At 70.6% G+C, this 16,047-nt stretch carries 16 protein-coding genes; 7 read left to right on the top strand and 9 right to left on the bottom strand.

Features of this window, described 5'->3' with window-relative positions; all coding sequences use genetic code 11:
* The first annotated feature begins 56 nt into the window (after positions 1 to 56).
* The gene (locus OG219_RS07415) at positions 57 to 485 is read left to right on the top strand and encodes a PPOX class F420-dependent oxidoreductase (protein ID WP_266824115.1); all 429 of its coding nucleotides are present in this window, start codon (positions 57 to 59) and stop codon (positions 483 to 485) included.
* Between the two features lie 58 nt (positions 486 to 543).
* On the opposite strand, the gene OG219_RS07420 is transcribed toward OG219_RS07415, so the two are convergent.
* The 5 genes from OG219_RS07420 to OG219_RS07440 form a co-directional block, all read right to left on the bottom strand.
* Complete coding sequence (locus OG219_RS07420; RefSeq protein ID WP_266824117.1) at positions 544 to 1,149, bottom strand: ATP/GTP-binding protein; 606 nt, start codon at positions 1,147 to 1,149, stop codon at positions 544 to 546.
* 218 nt (positions 1,150 to 1,367) lie between these two features.
* The gene (locus OG219_RS07425) at positions 1,368 to 1,781 is read right to left on the bottom strand and encodes a DUF742 domain-containing protein (protein WP_266824118.1); all 414 of its coding nucleotides are present in this window, start codon (positions 1,779 to 1,781) and stop codon (positions 1,368 to 1,370) included.
* Between the two features lie 19 nt (positions 1,782 to 1,800).
* On the bottom strand, positions 1,801 to 2,238 hold the full coding sequence (locus OG219_RS07430) for a roadblock/LC7 domain-containing protein (RefSeq protein WP_266824120.1): 438 nt from the start codon (positions 2,236 to 2,238) through the stop codon (positions 1,801 to 1,803).
* Positions 2,235 to 4,766, bottom strand: a complete 2,532-nt coding sequence (locus tag OG219_RS07435; RefSeq protein ID WP_266824122.1) for a sensor histidine kinase — start codon at positions 4,764 to 4,766, stop codon at positions 2,235 to 2,237. The genes OG219_RS07430 and OG219_RS07435 overlap by 4 nt, the downstream gene beginning before the upstream one ends.
* Before the next feature lie 61 nt (positions 4,767 to 4,827).
* On the bottom strand, positions 4,828 to 5,601 hold the full coding sequence (locus OG219_RS07440; protein WP_266469052.1) for an MHYT domain-containing protein: 774 nt from the start codon (positions 5,599 to 5,601) through the stop codon (positions 4,828 to 4,830).
* A 152-nt stretch (positions 5,602 to 5,753) separates the two neighbouring features.
* Between OG219_RS07440 and OG219_RS07445 the strand changes: the two genes are divergently transcribed.
* Positions 5,754 to 6,353, top strand: coding sequence for a class I SAM-dependent methyltransferase (locus OG219_RS07445; protein ID WP_266824124.1), 600 nt, complete (start codon positions 5,754 to 5,756; stop codon positions 6,351 to 6,353).
* A gap of 4 nt (positions 6,354 to 6,357) precedes the next feature.
* Here the strand turns inward: OG219_RS07445 and OG219_RS07450 are convergent, their stop codons facing one another.
* Positions 6,358 to 7,116 carry an alpha/beta fold hydrolase gene (locus OG219_RS07450; RefSeq protein ID WP_266824126.1) on the bottom strand — a complete coding sequence of 253 codons (759 nt, stop codon included), beginning with the start codon at positions 7,114 to 7,116 and terminating at the stop codon, positions 6,358 to 6,360.
* A gap of 109 nt (positions 7,117 to 7,225) precedes the next feature.
* Here OG219_RS07450 and OG219_RS07455 point away from each other — a divergent pair, with 109 nt between their 5' ends.
* Positions 7,226 to 7,759: a PadR family transcriptional regulator gene (locus tag OG219_RS07455; RefSeq protein WP_266824128.1), complete on the top strand. Its 534-nt coding sequence runs from the start codon at positions 7,226 to 7,228 to the stop codon at positions 7,757 to 7,759.
* Here the strand turns inward: OG219_RS07455 and OG219_RS07460 are convergent.
* A complete protein-coding gene (locus OG219_RS07460) occupies positions 7,736 to 8,635 on the bottom strand; it encodes an oxygenase MpaB family protein (RefSeq protein ID WP_266824130.1) in 900 nt (299 codons plus the stop codon). The two genes, OG219_RS07455 and OG219_RS07460, sit on opposite strands and share 24 nt — an antisense overlap.
* A 114-nt stretch (positions 8,636 to 8,749) precedes the next feature.
* On the opposite strand from OG219_RS07460, the gene OG219_RS07465 reads away from it, so the two are divergent.
* A complete protein-coding gene (locus OG219_RS07465; RefSeq protein ID WP_266836028.1) occupies positions 8,750 to 9,058 on the top strand; it encodes a hypothetical protein in 309 nt (102 codons plus the stop codon).
* A 136-nt stretch (positions 9,059 to 9,194) separates the two neighbouring features.
* Positions 9,195 to 10,073 carry a hypothetical protein gene (locus OG219_RS07470; protein WP_266824132.1) on the top strand — a complete coding sequence of 293 codons (879 nt, stop codon included), beginning with the start codon at positions 9,195 to 9,197 and terminating at the stop codon, positions 10,071 to 10,073.
* Positions 10,074 to 10,287: 214 nt separating this feature from the next.
* On the opposite strand, the gene OG219_RS07475 is transcribed toward OG219_RS07470, so the two are convergent.
* The gene (locus OG219_RS07475) at positions 10,288 to 10,470 is read right to left on the bottom strand and encodes a hypothetical protein (RefSeq protein ID WP_266824133.1); all 183 of its coding nucleotides are present in this window, start codon (positions 10,468 to 10,470) and stop codon (positions 10,288 to 10,290) included.
* A 103-nt stretch (positions 10,471 to 10,573) separates the two neighbouring features.
* Positions 10,574 to 11,617: an acyl-CoA desaturase gene (locus OG219_RS07480; protein ID WP_266824135.1), complete on the bottom strand. Its 1,044-nt coding sequence runs from the start codon at positions 11,615 to 11,617 to the stop codon at positions 10,574 to 10,576.
* A gap of 245 nt (positions 11,618 to 11,862) precedes the next feature.
* On the opposite strand from OG219_RS07480, the gene OG219_RS07485 reads away from it, so the two are divergent.
* Both OG219_RS07485 and OG219_RS07490 read left to right on the top strand, forming a co-directional pair.
* Positions 11,863 to 14,715 (top strand): DEAD/DEAH box helicase, encoded by a 2,853-nt coding sequence (locus tag OG219_RS07485; protein ID WP_266824137.1) that lies wholly within the window; start codon positions 11,863 to 11,865, stop codon positions 14,713 to 14,715.
* Positions 14,712 to 15,995 carry an SWF or SNF family helicase gene (locus OG219_RS07490; RefSeq protein ID WP_266824139.1) on the top strand — a complete coding sequence of 428 codons (1,284 nt, stop codon included), beginning with the start codon at positions 14,712 to 14,714 and terminating at the stop codon, positions 15,993 to 15,995. Before OG219_RS07485 ends, OG219_RS07490 begins: the two co-directional genes overlap by 4 nt.
* The last annotated feature ends 52 nt before the right edge of the window (positions 15,996 to 16,047 follow it).

The following is a 16,047-nucleotide window of genomic DNA, read 5'->3' on the forward strand; positions in this document are numbered from 1 at the left end:
GGATCTGACCAGCCAGCCTTCACCACAGCCGGGGCCCGGGCAAGGAGGATGGGGGCATGGCACAGAAGATGACCGAGGAGCAATGGCGGGCGTTCGTCTCGCACGGAACCCGCACGGGAAAACTGTCGACCGTCCGGGCCGACGGAGGTCCGCATGTGGCGCCTATCTGGTTTCTGCTGGACGGTGACGACGTGGTCTTCAACACCGGAAGGGAGACCGTCAAGGGACGGAATCTGGCCAGAGACGGGCGGGTTGCGTTGTGTGTGGACGACGACCGGCCGCCCTTCGACTTCGTCGTGCTGGAGGGGCGGGCCGAGCTTTCGGAGGATCTCGACGAGCTGCGGCACTGGGCGGCTCGGATCGGCGCCCGTTACATGGGCGAGGAGCGCGCCGCGGAGTTCGGGGAGCGCAACGGGGTTCCGGGTGAACTCCTCGTACGCGTAAGGATCAAGAAGGTTCTGGCCTACGCCTCGATGGCCGGCTGAGAGTCCCTTCCGTGCCCGGCCCGGCGCCGAAGCCCCTCAGGAGGGGCCGCGACGTGGCTCAGCCGACGGAGTCGAGCAGCCGGGCGGTGTGTACCCGCCCGGCGTACTCGACGAGACGAATCAGCACCTCCTTCCCGGAGTCCCGGTCACGGGCGTCGCAGAGCACCACAGGCGTACCCCGGTCGAGGTCGAGGGCGCGGGACACGTCCTGTGCGCCGTAAGCACGGGCGCCCGTGAAGCAGTTGACGGCCACCACGAACGGGATGTGCCGGTGCTCGAAGTAGTCCACCGCGGGGAAGCAGTCCTCGAGCCGCCGGGTGTCCGCGAGGACGACGGCGCCCAGGGCGCCCTGTGACAGCTCGTCCCACAGGAACCAGAACCGGTCCTGACCGGGGGTTCCGAAGAGGTAGAGCGAGAGACCGGACCTGATGGTGATACGCCCGAAGTCCATGGCGACGGTCGTCGTGACCTTCTGGTCCACGCCGTCGGTGTCGTCCACCGACTGTCCCGCCTCGCTCAGCAGCTCCTCGGTGCGCAGCGGCCTGATCTCACTGACCGCGCCGACCAGGGTGGTCTTGCCCACGCCGAATCCGCCGGCGACCAGTATCTTCAATGCCAGGGCGGTCATGTCACCATCCGAGGCATCGGAGTTCTCGGAGACCATCGATCACTTCTCTCGGGTGTGCCGGCAACGGTCGGCGTGGGTACGTCCGTACGGATTCCGGGTCGGTACATCTGTGCGGGTGCGCGAAGTCAGCATCATGGCAACTGCAGGACCCTTTCGAAGGATTGGACCGCTATTGACCGTTGCGGCCGACAGGCACCCCATTTGGTACCCGGATGTGTCGGCAAAAGAGCGCAGGACAATCCGACTTGGTTCATCTAGAGCGCCCTCAGTCCCTCGATCACCTCGCGGAGGATCCGCTCGTCGGGCAGTTGGGCGGGCGGCACCGGGCGGCTCACGGAGACGCAGCCCAGTTCCAGGAGATCGCCCAGAAGCACCCTGACCACGCCCACCGGCAGGTCGGCGTCAGCGGAGAGTTCGGCCACCGATTGCGTCTCGATACGGCACAGCTCGATCAGGGCCCGGTGCTCCGGCCCCAGTGAAGTGTCGTCGTCGACGCCGGGTGCACCCGTGTCGAGCGTGACGAGGGCGATCAGGTCGAAGTGCACGCCCGTGGGGCCGGATTTTGTGCGGCCGCCCGTCATCGCGTAGGGGCGGACGAGAGGTCCGGCCTCGTTGTCGTACCACTGGCTGCCCTCATGCGGAGAGGCGCCCGGCATGTTCTCGGTCATCTGCACCGACCGTCCTCGGTCATCCGGCGGCAGGCGGTTGTGCGCCAACGCGCGGCGGTGTGTAGAGGTGTTCGCCGACGCGCTTGACCAGCAGCGCCATCTCGTACGCCACCAGGCCGATGTCGGCTGTCGCGGCGGTCAGGACAGCGAGGCATGAGCCGTCACCTGCGGCCGCCACGAACAGGAAACCGTCGTCCATCTCCACCATCGTCTGACGCACGCCTCCGGCGCCGAAGTGACGGCCTGCACCTTTGGCCAGGCTGTGGAAGCCGGAGGCGACGGCCGCGAGGTGTTCCGCGTCCTCGCGCCGCAGGGCGGTGGACGCACCCACCGCGAGTCCGTCGTTGGACAGCACCACGGCGTGCCGCACCTCAGCCGCACGCAGCACCAAGTCGTCCAGCAGCCAGTCGAGTTCGCCGGACTGCTGGGCGGCCCTCATGCTCGGATCCTGGATCATGCGGGGTCTCCTTCGCTGCTGTCGCTGGCCGCTTCGGGGTCGGGTGTGGCACGGAGGCCGGGTGACCTGCCGCCCCCGCGCGCCCAGCCGTCGCGGTAGGCCGACATGCGGTCCCGTACGACTTCGGGGGTGCGCTTGTCGTCGGCCTGGTCATCCGCCGCTTGCACCGGCTCCTCGGAACGCTGTTCGCGCAGTTGGGGCGCGAGGTTCGCCTGCCGTACACGCCGAGGGAGGTCGGACTCTTCGGCGTCGTCCGGGGGTCGGTGCAGCCGCAAAGTGGTGACTCCGGGAGGGGGGTTTTCGGGCGAACCGTTCGCCGGGGCTTCGACGGCGGTCTGGATGGGGGGCACCAGTGCCGGCCGCTCGGTGATGGCCTGGACGGAGTCCTGCTCAGGGGCGGCCGTCACCCGCGCGTACTCGCGTTCCGCGGGCCTTTCGGTGTCGCCCCTGCGGGGGGAACGTTCCGCCGCACCGCCGTGCAGCAGTGCTGTGGGCAGCAGAACGACCGCGGTGGTGCCGCCGTAGGGCGAGGTCCGCAGGTGCACCTTGATGCCATGGCGGGCCGCGAGCCTGCTGACCACGAAGAGGCCGAGCCGGTCGCTGTCGAACAGGTCGAGGGTCTCGGACTGCTCGATCCGCCGGTTGGCCTCGGCGAGCGTCTCCTTGCCCATACCGAGTCCCCGGTCCTCGACCTCCACTGCGTAGCCGTTGCCGACCGGCTCGCCGGTGACCCGGACTCGGGTGTGCGGCGGCGAGAACTGGGCGGCGTTCTCCACGATCTCCGCCAGGAGGTGGGTGAGGTCGGCCACCGCGCCGCCCACCACGAGCGCCTCGGGGAGTTGTCGCACCTCCACGCGCGCGTAGTCCTCGACTTCGGAGACGGCCGCGCGGACCACATTCGTCAGCGAGACCGGCATTCGCCAGGCCCGGCCGGGCGCGGCCCCGGAGAGGATGATCAGGCTCTCCGCGTGGCGCCGCATACGTGTGGTGAGGTGGTCGAGCCGGAACAGGTCACTCAGCTCGTTCGGGTCGTCGGACCTGCGCTCCATGCTGTCCAACAGGCTCAGTTGGCGGTGCACGAGAACCTGGCTGCGGCGAGCGAGATTGACGAAGACCCCGGAGATCCCGCTGGCGAGTTCGGCGCGTTCGACGGCGGCGCGCAGGGCGGCTCGGTGCACGGTGCCCAGGGCTTCCGCGACCTGTCCGGCCTCGTCCTCCGCGGGCGGCCCGGGCGGGGCCTCGGCGCGGACGTCGATCTCCTCTCCGGCGCGCAGTTTGCGCATGGCTTGCGGGAGTTTGCGGCGCGCGATCTCCAGGGCGCTGTTGCGCAGGCTCACCAACTCGACGACGAGTCCGCGTCCGATGCGTACGGAGATGACGAGCGACGCGATGACAGCGGCGAGTCCGAACAGGACCGCGGCACCGGCCGGTGTGAGCAGCCCGCGCGTGAACGGGTCCGCCCGGTCCGCGACACCGCGGCCCGCGTTCGCCTCGATCGTCCGCATTCCGTCCTGCACGCGCGCGTGGGCGGTGTTCCAGCCGGCCTCCGGCGCGGCAGAGATCGCTTTGCCGCCGGATGGGGACGCGAGCACCTTGTCCTCGACCGCGCCCACGTCGGCGTACGCGCTCCCTTCCACGAGGTCGCGCCAGGCGGCCCGTTCGGGCCCGCCGAAATCCGCCACAGCCGCGTCGGTCAGCGTGCGGCGGGTTTCGACAGCCCCGGTGAACAGCCGCAGTCGCTCGCCGTCGAGGGTCCTGGCGAGCCGGGCGCCGGCCAGGAGCGTGTCCTCCTGGGCGAGCGCTTCCCCGGCGCGGGAGAATTCGAGCAGCACGCGCGCGTCGGAGCCCAGATCGGCGTCCTGGATGCCGGTGAGCGCGCCGCCCACGGCGAAGGCCGTCGAGATGGTCCTGGTGTATGTCCTGTACGTCTCGTCCCATGGTGCACGGCGCTCCAGCACGGCGGTGCGCAGGGTCCGCAGTTGCTCGGCTCCGGTGACGAAGGTGTCGAGACGCGTGGCCACTCCGGCGGGCAGGTCCGCGCCGCTGGCGACGGTGTCGTGCTCGCCCAGTCGCAGCTTCGCCACAGCCCGGTCGGTGCGCCTGGCGAGCTCCTTGAGGTCGCTCTCCTGCTGGGTGGCAGGGGCGGTCGCGTACCGGACGGCGGCCGCGCGTTCGGTCTGGAGAGCGGCGACGGCGGCGTCGACCGGGGCCCGGACCGTCGAGTCCACGCTCTGCAACTGCCGTAGCCGTGCGACGTCCTGGGCGGTGGTCACTGTTGCGTACGCCCACAGCGCGAGCAGCGAGACGACCGGCACCATCAGCAGGCAGACGATCTTGGCCCGAACGGTACGGGGGCGGATGCGCCACGTGCCGGCGCGCGGGGGTGCCTCTGGCAGTGCCCCGGTGGCGGTCTCGTCGGTGTCCGCGCGCTCGTCCGCCGGCGGGCCCGCGTGCGCACGCCGACCGCGCGCCGGGGCCTGGGGCGGCTGCTCGGCGCCGGGTTTGGGGGTCCTACGGGGTGTACGCATGGCCTCCTCGCTCGATGGTTCGGGACGTGCCTTCCGGTCGGTCATGACTCCGGGGCCGCCGTCAGCGGGCGACGCTCTCGACCGGCCGCTGGGCCGAAGCGGACGCCTCGCGCTCACCGGTCGTCGGCGACAGCGCGACGAACGCCGATGTCAGGAAGAGATAGGACCCGAGGCCGACGGCGAGGGGGAAGATGAACTGCATCGCCGTGGCCCCGGGCAGGACCTCGCCGGAGGGGCTGACGCGCACGCTGACCGCCATCATTCCGGTGTAGTGCATGCTGCTCACGGCCCCTCCCATGACGAGGGAGGCGACAGCGACGGCCACCGGCGACTTGATGTTGAGTGCCGCCCACAGGGCCGCGGTCGCCGCGACCACGGCGATCACGATGGAGAGCCCGACGAGCGCCGGGTCGTAGTGCACGTCGCCGTGCAGCCGCAACGCGACCATGCCCAGGTAGTGCATGCTCGCGACGCCCAGCCCTGTGGTGAGCCCGCCGAGGACGAGGGCTCGGCCCCGGTCGCGGCCGTAGCCGACGGCGAAGACGCCCGCGCCGACGACGACCATGGCGACGAGCAGGCTGAGGATGGTCAACGGCACGTTGTAGCGCATTTCCGTACCGGTGACGCTGAAGCCCAGCATGGCCACGAAATGCATCGTCCAGATACCGGTGCCGATCGCGGAGGCCGCGGTGAGGAGCCAGTTGCGGCGCGACCGGCCGGTGGCGCCGAGCGCTCGGACGGTGCAGCGCAGCCCGAGGGCAGCGCCGATGCAGGCCATCGCGTACGACAGCACGGGGGTCAGCCAGCCGAAGGCGGCGTGGTCCAGGTGTCCCATGGCCCAGGGACGCTAGTCCGGGCAGGGGCGCACAAAGAGGGCGCATTTCGAAAGGTGTTGAAATATGACGGAGACGTGCAACTCAACGATCGCGGCACGCTCGAACATGTGCGCCGCGTCGTACTTCGTGTCGGTGAGGGATCATGCGGAACATGAGCGACCACCACACACATGTCCAGGAGTTCTTCGGGGCGCGCGCGGCGCACTGGGACACCCGGTTCCCCGACGACGGCCCCGCGTACGCCGCAGCGGTCGCCGAAGTCGGGCTGCGTGAGGGCGACCGCGTCCTAGACGCGGGCTGCGGCACCGGGCGTGCCCTGCCGCCGCTGCGAGCGGCCGTGGGGCCCTCCGGAGTGGTGCTCGGGGCCGATCTGACCCCGGCCATGCTGGAGGCCGCCGTACGGGCCGGACGGGACAGCGAGGGACAGTTGCTGCTCACCGACGTCGCCGCGCTGCCGTTGCGCGCACAGACGCTGGACGCCGTGTTCGGGGCGGGCCTCATCGCCCATCTGCCGAACCCCGGCGAAAACCTGCGGGAGTTGGCACGAGTCGTACGGCCCGGCGGGACCCTGGCGCTCTTCCACCCGATCGGCCGGGCGGCACTCGCGGCCCGCCAGGGCCGGCGGATCACCCCGGACGACCTGCGCGACGAGGCCAACCTCCACCCCCTGCTAGCCGGCGCCGGCTGGGACATGACCTCGTACGTCGACGAGGACGCCCGCTTCCTGGCGCTGGCCGTACGCCGCGACTGACGCCTCAGGCCCTTCCGGCGACCCCCGCCACGAAGGCGTCGGGGTTGTCGAACATGACGTTGTGCCCGGCGCCGGGCACGGTCACCACCCGTACGCCGGCCGCCTCCAGACCTTCCCTGCCCGGGAGTTCGCCGCTCAGCTCGCCCTGGAGGTAGACGCGGTCCGCCGTCAGCTCCCGGAGCATGTCGCGCATCGTGGGGTTCGTGCCGCGCATGAGTCCGGCCGCCGTGCGGTACAGGGCACGGGGGTCGGCGAGGCGCATGGTCGCCGCCCAGGAGGGACCCACCTTGTCGAGCACGCGCGCGTGGCCGCCGTTTTCGACGTAGTCGTCCTCCTCGTAGGAGGCGATGCCGCTGCTGCCCGCCTTGACCGGGGGCTGCGGGTCGAGGTTGGCCTCCGTGAGGACCAGCCGTGAGACGAGGTCCGGCCGCCGGTGGGCGAGCACGATGGCGACGGCGCCGCCCATGCTGTGCGCGACGAGCTCCGCCCCGATGAGTTGGGCGGCGTCCAGAACCGCCGCCAGCGCGTCGGCGTGATCCTCCAGTGTGTAGCCGAAGTCCGCGGGCCTGTCACTGATGCCGTGGCCGGGCAGGTCGACGAACAGGGTTCGGCGGCCTGCCAGTTCGGGCCGGGCCGCGATGTGCGCGTTGTAGACGGTCGATGCGGCCCCCAGCCCATGGACGTACACGCGTGCCGGTTCGACGCCCGCCGCCTCCGTCCAGCGGATGTGGCTTCCCTTGCCGTCGAACTCGGCCTGCTTCATCGCACTCTCCTCATGTGTCGCGTCATCGTCTCTCGCACCTCCAGGAGAATACATCGGAACCGAGGTATAGATGAAGCGATGTACAGCGAGAGTGCGGCAGAATGTGAGCATGCTCGAACTGGCCATCCTTGGTTTCCTGTACGACGCCCCGCTGCACGGCTATGAGCTGCGCAAGCGCATCACCGCACTGACAGGCCATGTGAAGCCCGTGGCGGAGAGCACGCTGTATCCCGCGATCAAGCGCCTGGAGACGGCCGGCCTGCTGGCGCGGGCCACCCAGCCCGGCTCCGTGGCGGCCCCACGTCATGTCCTGACACTCACGGAGGAGGGCAGAGGCGACCTGCGCCGAAGGCTCGCGGAACCGGCGCGGCGCGACATCACCGACGAGAACCGCTGGTTCACGGTGCTCGCCTTCCTCAGACATCTGGAAGACCCGGCGGCCCAGGCCGTCGTGCTGCGACGCAGGCTCACCTTCCTGGAGGAGCCGGCGAGCTTCTTCTACGACGGCGACAGGCCGCTGCGCGCCGAGGAGCTGGACGACCCCTTCCGGCGTGGCATCCTCACGATCGCGCGGGCCACCAGCACGGCCGAACTGGCTTGGCTGCGAGCCACGATCGACTCACTCGACAGGAGCGGCAGGTGAGGCCGGCGAGGCGGGGCAGCCCCGCACGCCGGGCACCGGACGGGTGCCCAGCTCGGCCACCCGGTAGCCGTTCGGATAGCCCTTGATCTCCCGGTTCTGCCGCGCGAAGTGCGGGGCGCGGCGCGGCGGCATCAGGCGCACCAGGCGCCCGCGCATCCGCACCATTCGGCGGACCAGCGCACGCGTGGCGGCACCCGGAGGCTCGTACCGGAAGGCCTGCAACAGCGGCTCGTCGAGCAGGGCGAGCGTCGACACCCGCAACAGTGGTGCGAGCGGGCGCGGGTACCAGGAGGTCATCAGCTCCAGGGTCGCGTCGGAGACTCGGCGCGCGCTCTCGTCCCATCCGAAATGGGCCTCTTCGTAGGCGTCGAGACAGGTCTCGAAGTCCTCGTAGGTAACCGGAGTGTCCTTGATGCCCATGTGCCGCCCCAGCGTGCGGTAGTACACGCTGGACGCGACGATCTCGTGCCGCGACATCCTGCGCCACCCGTAGAGGTCGGTCCAGCGCTTGGGCATCACCACGAACGTGCAGAGCACGTACCGCATGTCCTCATTGCTGATGTCGTAGCTGCGGTGCATCTCGTTGATCCGGCGGATCGCGGTTCTGCCGTCGTCCCCGTCGAAGCCGTGCTCGACGACGGTGTCGAGGAGCAGCACCGTGTCGTCGTAGCGCTTCTGTGCGCGGTCGGTGAGCTCCGCCGTCTCGGCGAGCAGCCGGCCGATACTGGGAACGGCATAGGTGCGGTAGAGAGCCAGTTCCAGAGCTCGGGTGAAGTCCCAGGGGAATTCGTACGCGGCGGTGAGCCGGTAGATCTGCGACGCGTCCCTCACCGGGTCCATCCGCCGGATCTGTTCGAGTCGTTCGTAGCGCTTCACCGGGACGACCCCCTTCTGCCGCCGAGGCTCCAACTCTACGTTGAGTAGCATTGGTTGACCGATGAGCGACGGCCCGCGCGGGCTCCACAGGGGGAAGGCGGCCAGATGTCCGGTATGTTCGGCAGACTCCGCAAGACGTGGCGTAAGAAGACGGCCGAGCGGCCCGAGGAAGGGCAACAGCCCGCGATACGACGGCCGGAGAAAAGTACGCACAACTTGTTCGAGGCGGCCGCTGTGTATGTGTCGGCGTGCGCGGAGGACGATCAGGACCAGATCGAAGAGGCAGCGGCCTGGGTGTCGCCGGAAGCCCTGTCGTTCGGCGTGAACGAGCTGGCCTGCCGGGCCGTCATCGCCCTGGCGCGAGAACGCGACGAGTCGCCGCAGACAGTGGCACGGACGCTGCTCGGACTGCCCGCCGTGTGACCCGCGACCGCCCCGGACGGTCGATTCGCCCCTGTCCAGCCGGATAGCTGCAGCTCCGCGAGCGCTTGGGCCTCGTGACAAGCGCCTTGCGGTCGCATTAGGGTGCGCCGACGGATGTAGCAATGGGGAGGCTGGGATGGCCGGGACGGACGATGACGCCATCGCCACCGGGGACGACGACGCGCTGTACGTGCTGACTGCGGTGCTGCTGACACCGGCGAAGTTCCCCAGTGTGCTGGGAGACGACTACCCGGCGGCCTGCGCGGCGCTCGACTTGGCACCGCTCGCCGACGGATACGGTCTGGTGATCGGCCAGGACGGCGACGGTGCGCGGTGGACGGTCGTCATCGACGACGTCTCGCTCGTCGCCGTCGCCATCGCGTCCTGGGACTGCGGAATGGAGCACGATCTGTCGCCGGACGAACGCACGGTCGTCTCCGCACTGCCCGGCTGGCCCCTTGAGGTCGCCGTCCAGGCCCCGGGAGTGCCGGATCCCCACGACCCCGGGCCCGAGTTCACGGAGCGGCCCCCGCTGCGCCCGCCGGACACCACCACGTGGGGCCCGGCTCAACGGCGCCTCGGCGCCGACGAGATCGCGCTGCAGTGGGCGATCTGGCGGGAGCAGATCGATGACGCCGACTTCGTGAAGCCGGACGCCGGGGCACAGACCGAACCGGATGCCAGGACACAGACCGAAGACGTCTCTCAGGATCCTCAGGACCAGACCGAGAGCGCCGACGCGGAGGCACCCAGTGGTATCCGCCGGGTCCTGGCGGAGGCGCGCTCCTACGTGGACACGCCACCCCCGCTCGGTCGCGTCCGCTCGGCCTTCGCCACGAGCGACGCCCGGACCCTGCGCGCCGACGGCCCCGGCTGGTCCTTGGTCGCCAGGACCGACGACATCGCCTTCGTCCTCCTCGACGAGGAGCCCGGAGAAGTCCTGCCGGTCGGCCGCGGGCCGGAGCTGCCCGGCCTCCTGGAGGCCCTCGACAAGCTGGCGGTACGCCCCAGCTGAGCTACCGCGCCGCGCGATGCCCCGGTTGCACGGCCCTGTGTCTTGTCAGCGGAAGCGCGCTTGCCCACCCCGCGGGTGAGGAAGCGCGCTTGCCCACCCCGCGGGTGAGTCAGGCGCGCATCACCGCTCGCGGATCATGCCGATGGCAGGCCCGCGAGCGATGCTGCGCCCGGCTCCGGCGCGCTGGGCGGAGACGTGCCAGGTCGGTGGCGCCTCAGCGGCCGATCTCCTTGCGCGTGACGCGGCGCAGCCTGCGCCGCTGCGAGGGGTCCAGCGCCAGGTATGCGGCCGCCGGGACTCCCACCACGATCAGGAAGGCGGCCCACCAGGGCAGCCAGATCAACAGGAGAAGCCCGACCGCCACACCCCCTACGGCGATCTTCGCGTTCTTCGACATGTGTCGCCTCCTCTGCGGCTACTGCCGCTCTCTGTCCTGAGAACGGGTCCGTGCCTCCCACGGTTCCGGAACGAGACCCTGATACGACCCTGAGGCCCGACCCCTAGCCAACCCTGAGGGGCTCTCCGACCTCGTGCATGTGGCCCAGGGCCTGCCGGTAGGAGTCGACGAGCCCGGTCTCCACATAGGGGATACCCAACTCTCGGCAATGCGCGCGCACCAGAGGCTGCGCGAGCCGCAGATGTGGGCGGGGCATGCTGGGGAACAGATGGTGCTCGATCTGATAGTTGAGGCCACCGAGAAACCAGTCGGTCAGGGCGGCACCACGGACATTGCGTGAGGTGAGCACCTGGCGGTGCAGATGTCCCCAGCGATCGCCCTCCGGGTCGGGCATCTCCATGCCCTTGTGGTTGGGCGCGAAGGCCATGCCCAGGTGCAGGCCGAACAGTGCCTGGTGGAGGGCGGCGAATGCGAGCGCCTTGCCGAGGGACATGGAGGTGAGCAGCAGGGCCGCGTACGCGACGACATGGGTCACCAGCAGCAGTGCTTCCACGGTCCGCTCACGCGGCGGCTGCCGACGAAGGTCCTGGAAACCGTGCACCTTCAGGGCGACGCCTTCGAGAAGGGTGAGCGGAAAGAAGAGCCAGGCCTGGTGGCGAGTCAGCCAGCGCCGGAACCCGGCCCTGCCCCGGGCCTGCTCGCTGGTGAACACCAGGATGTCGGCGACGACGTCCGGGTCCTTGTCGATGTGGTTCGGGTTGGCGTGGTGGCGGTTGTGCTTGTCGTTCCACCAGGAGTAGCTCATTCCCAGCAGCAGATTGCCGTGGAGCAGGCCGATCAGACGTCCGGCGGGCTTGTTGCCGGTGATCTGGGAGTGGCCCGCGTCGTGGCCTATGAACGCCGTCCGGGCCGAGAGAACGGCCAGGAGCGGGGCGAGGAGCAACGTCCACCAGGAGTCGCCGGTCAGGGCTACGGCGGTGACGACGGCGGCCAGGGAGAACGCGTTGACGGCGATCGTGAGCGCGTACCAGCCATGGCGCCGCTTCAGGAGGCCCTCACCCTTGACGGCTCGCAGGAGGGGCGCGAAGTCGCTTCCCGGGGCCGTCCCGGGCGGATGTTCCGCGACGGCTGCGGCGAGCTGGGGCATGGCGGGTCTCCGGTCTCTGGAGAAACGGGTTGACCTGATGAAACGTACGAATCAGTGACCATCGGCGACCATGGCGCCACCACCCGTGTTGATGCGGGGGCCTCCCCCGCCCGCCAGGGGGGCTGCCTACACCCCCTGGTATTTAGTGACCCACGCCACGACTCACCGTTCCCGCCCGGCGCCCGGAGTGCTGTACCCTCGGCGACCGGCCCCCGGTAGTCAAATTTGAGGAATGCGCCATCGCTGTGCAGAGGATTCCTGCTGCAACTCCCGCCGAGATCGCTGAACTGGCCCGCTGCTGTGCCGTGTTCGTGCCCGCCGATCCGTCCCGCACCGGCAGCGTCGCCTTCTGGCACCCGGACGGCGACGCTCCTCCCGAGGTGGCGTCCGGCTCCGCCGAGGATCTGACCGTCGTCCTGCCCGCGGGTGAGGACGTCGACCTCGTGACCGTACCCGCCGTGTTCCTTCCCGTACGCGCCGCGCTGCCGGTGCTCACGCGCGCGCGTGCCGCCGCGCAGGCGCACCGGGCGACCTCGTTCTGGGGCGCGGCCGCCGTGCTGGCCCTCCAGTTCGCCGCCCGCGGACTGCTGTTGCCCGGACTGACCGCCGAAGACCACGACGCATGGCGTGCGGGCCCACTGCGTGCGGACGATCTGGAGCGGATCCGTGAGCTGGCGGCCGCGATGCCGCCCCAGGCGCACGCGGTGCCGTTGGTGGGCGCCGGACCGCTGCGGCTGCCCGATCCGGAGCGGCTGTTGCGGGCCTTCCTCGACGCGGTCGCCGACGCGCTGCCCCGCTCGCCCGCGGCGGCGCTCGTGGCGGGCGGTCGGGCCTTCGCCGCGCCTGAGCCGCAGCATGTGCCGGAGCAGCGCGCCTGGGCCGCGGACATCGCCGCGGGGCACGACGCGGACGTACGGATCTCCCTGCGCGTCGAGGTACCGGGACTCGCGTCGGCAGTGTCGGACGAGACGCGCCTGTCCTTCCACGTGGTGCCGCAGGTCCACAGCGTGAGCGATCCGGCCCTCGTCGCGGACGCCTCCGCCGTCTGGGCCGGGTCCTCGGCCTTCGGCCCGCGCGCGCGGATGGACGCCCTGCTCGCGCTGCGTCGCGCGGTCCGGGCCTGGGCCCCGCTGGCTCCCCTGCTCTCGGCAGCCGTGCCGGAGGCCGTCGAACTCGCCGACGAGGAAGTCACTGAACTGCTCGGCGAAGGCGCCCGCATGCTGACGTTCGCGGGCGTCGACGTGCACTGGCCGAAGGAGCTGGCACAGAAGCTGACCGCACGCGCGGTCATCGGTCCGCCGGACGACGACAAGGGTCCGGCCAAGGCCTCGTCGGACACGCCCTCGTTCCTGTCGGCGGACGCGCTGCTCGCCTTCAACTGGTGGTTCGCACTGGGCGATCAGCAGCTCACCCGACAGGAACTGGACCGGCTCGCCGAATCGAACCGGCCCATGGTGCGGCTGCGCGGCCAGTGGGTGCTGGTCGACCCGCAGGAGGTGCGCCGCGCCCAGGCCCAGCAGGACCGCAAGGTCACACCCATCGACGCGCTGGGTGCCGCTCTGACGGGCTCGACGGAGGTCGACGGCCTCCGGGTCGACGTACGGCCCACAGGGTGGCTGGCGACGCTGCGCGAGCGGCTGGCGGACCCGGAGGCGCAGGAGCCGGTCGGGCAGCCCGCGGCGCTCGCCGCGACGCTGCGGGACTATCAGCTACGGGGGCTCAACTGGCTCGCCCGGATGACCTCTTTGGGACTGGGTGGCTGTCTCGCCGACGACATGGGCCTGGGCAAGACGATCACACTGATCGCCCTGCATCTGCACCGGCAGAGCGACGAGCCGACCGCGGGCCCCACACTCGTGGTCTGTCCGGCCTCCTTGATGGGCAACTGGCAGCGCGAGATCGAGAAGTTCGCCCCTGGCATCCCTGTACGGCGTTTCCACGGCTCTCGGCGCAGCCTTGAGGGCCTGGCCGGCGGGGAGTTCGTCCTCACGACGTACGGCACGATGCGGCTCGACGCGCCGCGGCTCGCCGAGGTGACGTGGGGCATGGTCGTCGCCGACGAGGCCCAGCACGTGAAGAACCCCTACTCGGCGACGGCACGGGCACTGCGCACGATCGGCGCACGCGCGCGTGTGGCGCTCACCGGCACCCCGGTGGAGAACAACCTCTCGGAGCTGTGGGCGATCCTCGACTGGACGACTCCTGGTCTCCTCGGCAGGCTCGGTACGTTCCGGACTCGGTACGCGCAGGCCGTCGAGGGCGGCCAGGACCCCGCGGCGGCCGAACGGCTCGCCCAGCTCGTACGACCGTTCCTGCTGCGCCGCCGCAAAGCGGACCCAGGTATCGCGCCCGAACTGCCGCCGAAGACCGAGACCGACCGCGCCGTGTCGCTCACCAAGGAGCAGGCCGGACTGTACGAAGCCATGGTGCGCGAGACCCTCGCGGAGATCTCGGGCGCGGACAGCATGGCGAGGCGCGGCCTGATCGTGAAGCTGCTGACCGGGCTGAAGCAGATCTGCAACCACCCGGCGCAGTTCCTCAAGGAGGACCGGCCGAAGATCCCGGGCAGGTCCGGGAAGCTGGAGCTGCTCGACGAACTGCTGGACACCATCCTCTCCGAGGGAGCGAGCGTTCTGGTCTTCACGCAGTACGTGCGGATGGCGCGTCTCATCGAGAGTCACTTGGCGGCGCGCGGTGTGTCGACTCAGTTCCTGCACGGAGGGACTCCCATCAACGAGCGTGAGGCGATGGTGGACCGCTTCCAGGCGGGCGAAATCCCTGTCTTCTTGCTGTCGTTGAAGGCGGCGGGCACGGGGCTGAACCTGACGCGGGCCGAACATGTCGTGCACTACGACCGCTGGTGGAATCCAGCCGTCGAGGCGCAGGCGACGGACCGCGCGTACCGCATCGGCCAGAACCGGCCCGTGCAGGTGCACAGGTTCATCACGGAGGGGACCATCGAGGACCGGATCGCCGACATGCTGCGGCGCAAGCAGCGGTTGGCGGACGCGGTGCTCGGGGCCGGGGAGGCGGCGGTCACGGAGCTGACCGATGCCGAACTGGCCGACCTGGTGGAGCTGCGAGGGGGCGCACGATGACGGATCGGAACGATGAGCGCACGTTTGCCGCGCTGCCGCCCGCGCACGGGCGGGGTTTCGCGCAGACCTGGTGGGGCCGGGCCTGGCTGCAGGCCCTGGAGGACGCGGCGTTGGACTCGGAGCCGGTGAAGACGGGCCGCAGGCTCGCGCGCGCGGGCGCGGTCGGCGCCGTCTCGGTGCGTCCCGGGCGCATCACGGCCGTCGTACAGGACCGCGACGGCACCGCGCACCGGGCGGACGTGCTGCTTCAGGAACTGTCCGAGGACCAGTGGGACCGCTTCCTCGGCATGACCGTCGAACGCGCCGGGCACATCGCCGCGCTCCTCGACCGCGACATGCCGCCGCACCTGGTGGAGGACGCGGCGGCCGCCGGCGTGGAACTCCTGCCGGGACTCGGCGATCTGGAGGCGGAGTGCGGCTGCGGCGCCTGGGACCACTGCGGACACACGGCCGCGCTCTGCTACCAGATGGCGCGACTGCTGGACCAGGATCCGTTCGTCCTGCTGCTGATGCGGGGGCGGGACGAGCGCACCCTGCTGGATGAGCTGCAGGCGCGCAGCAGCGCCCCCGCACAGGAGTCGGCGGAAGCGCCGGACCTCCCTCCGGAAGGCGTGGACGCCGCCGAGGTGTACGCGGTCGGGGGAATCCTTCCGCCGCTGCCGGCCCTTCCGGTGTTGCCCGAGGGGCCGGGGCAGCCGCCTTCCCTGGACACGGAGGCCGCTCCGCCTGCCGAAGTCGACCCGGCCGCCTTGGAGTTCCTCGCAGCCGCGACCGCGGGCGAGGCGTTTCTGCTGCTCGCCGAGGCGCTCCGTTCCGGGCACGGACAGCAGGCGGTCGAGGCCGAGCTGACGCTCGCCCAGGATGCGGTACGGATGGCCGCCGACCACCCGGAGAGGGCGATCATCCAGCGGCTCGCCGAGGGTTCGGGTCGCGACCGCGAGGAGCTGGAACTCGCGGTACGGGCCTGGCGGTACGGGGGTGTCGCCGCGCTGTCCGTCCTTGAGGACGACTGGGCCGTGGAGGCGGAATCGCTGGCACGCGCGCGTGCGGCCCTGGAGTCGGCCTGGGACGAGGACGAGCGGCCGCGGTTGCGTGCCACGCGCAACCGCTGGACCGCGGTCGACGCGGCGACTCAGTTGCGGCTGGGGCTCGACGGACGGTGGTGGCCCTATCGCAAGGAGCATGGCCGATGGAGTCCCGCGGGACCGGCGACCGGGGATCCCGCGACAGCTTTCGCCCTGATGGAAGGGGACCTGAGCGGCGACCCGATGACTGGTTGACGCGCCACGTTCATCCTGGAGTCACGCGGCGTTCGGTGCCGGGGCGAACTCT

The sequence above is a fragment of the Streptomyces sp. NBC_00038 genome (genome assembly GCF_026343635.1).
Lineage (GTDB): Bacteria > Actinomycetota > Actinomycetes > Streptomycetales > Streptomycetaceae > Streptomyces.

Coding starts and splice junctions, on each gene's coding strand:
- OG219_RS07415 (WP_266824115.1), top strand. CDS start 57: ATGGCACAGAAGATGACCGAGGAGCAATGGCGGGCGTTCGTCTCGCAC.
- OG219_RS07420 (WP_266824117.1), bottom strand. CDS start 1,149: ATGGTCTCCGAGAACTCCGATGCCTCGGATGGTGACATGACCGCCCTG.
- OG219_RS07425 (WP_266824118.1), bottom strand. CDS start 1,781: ATGACCGAGAACATGCCGGGCGCCTCTCCGCATGAGGGCAGCCAGTGG.
- OG219_RS07430 (WP_266824120.1), bottom strand. CDS start 2,238: ATGATCCAGGATCCGAGCATGAGGGCCGCCCAGCAGTCCGGCGAACTC.
- OG219_RS07435 (WP_266824122.1), bottom strand. CDS start 4,766: ATGCGTACACCCCGTAGGACCCCCAAACCCGGCGCCGAGCAGCCGCCC.
- OG219_RS07440 (WP_266469052.1), bottom strand. CDS start 5,601: ATGGGACACCTGGACCACGCCGCCTTCGGCTGGCTGACCCCCGTGCTG.
- OG219_RS07445 (WP_266824124.1), top strand. CDS start 5,754: ATGAGCGACCACCACACACATGTCCAGGAGTTCTTCGGGGCGCGCGCG.
- OG219_RS07450 (WP_266824126.1), bottom strand. CDS start 7,116: ATGAAGCAGGCCGAGTTCGACGGCAAGGGAAGCCACATCCGCTGGACG.
- OG219_RS07455 (WP_266824128.1), top strand. CDS start 7,226: ATGCTCGAACTGGCCATCCTTGGTTTCCTGTACGACGCCCCGCTGCAC.
- OG219_RS07465 (WP_266836028.1), top strand. CDS start 8,750: ATGTTCGGCAGACTCCGCAAGACGTGGCGTAAGAAGACGGCCGAGCGG.
- OG219_RS07470 (WP_266824132.1), top strand. CDS start 9,195: ATGGCCGGGACGGACGATGACGCCATCGCCACCGGGGACGACGACGCG.
- OG219_RS07475 (WP_266824133.1), bottom strand. CDS start 10,470: ATGTCGAAGAACGCGAAGATCGCCGTAGGGGGTGTGGCGGTCGGGCTT.
- OG219_RS07480 (WP_266824135.1), bottom strand. CDS start 11,617: ATGCCCCAGCTCGCCGCAGCCGTCGCGGAACATCCGCCCGGGACGGCC.
- OG219_RS07490 (WP_266824139.1), top strand. CDS start 14,712: ATGACGGATCGGAACGATGAGCGCACGTTTGCCGCGCTGCCGCCCGCG.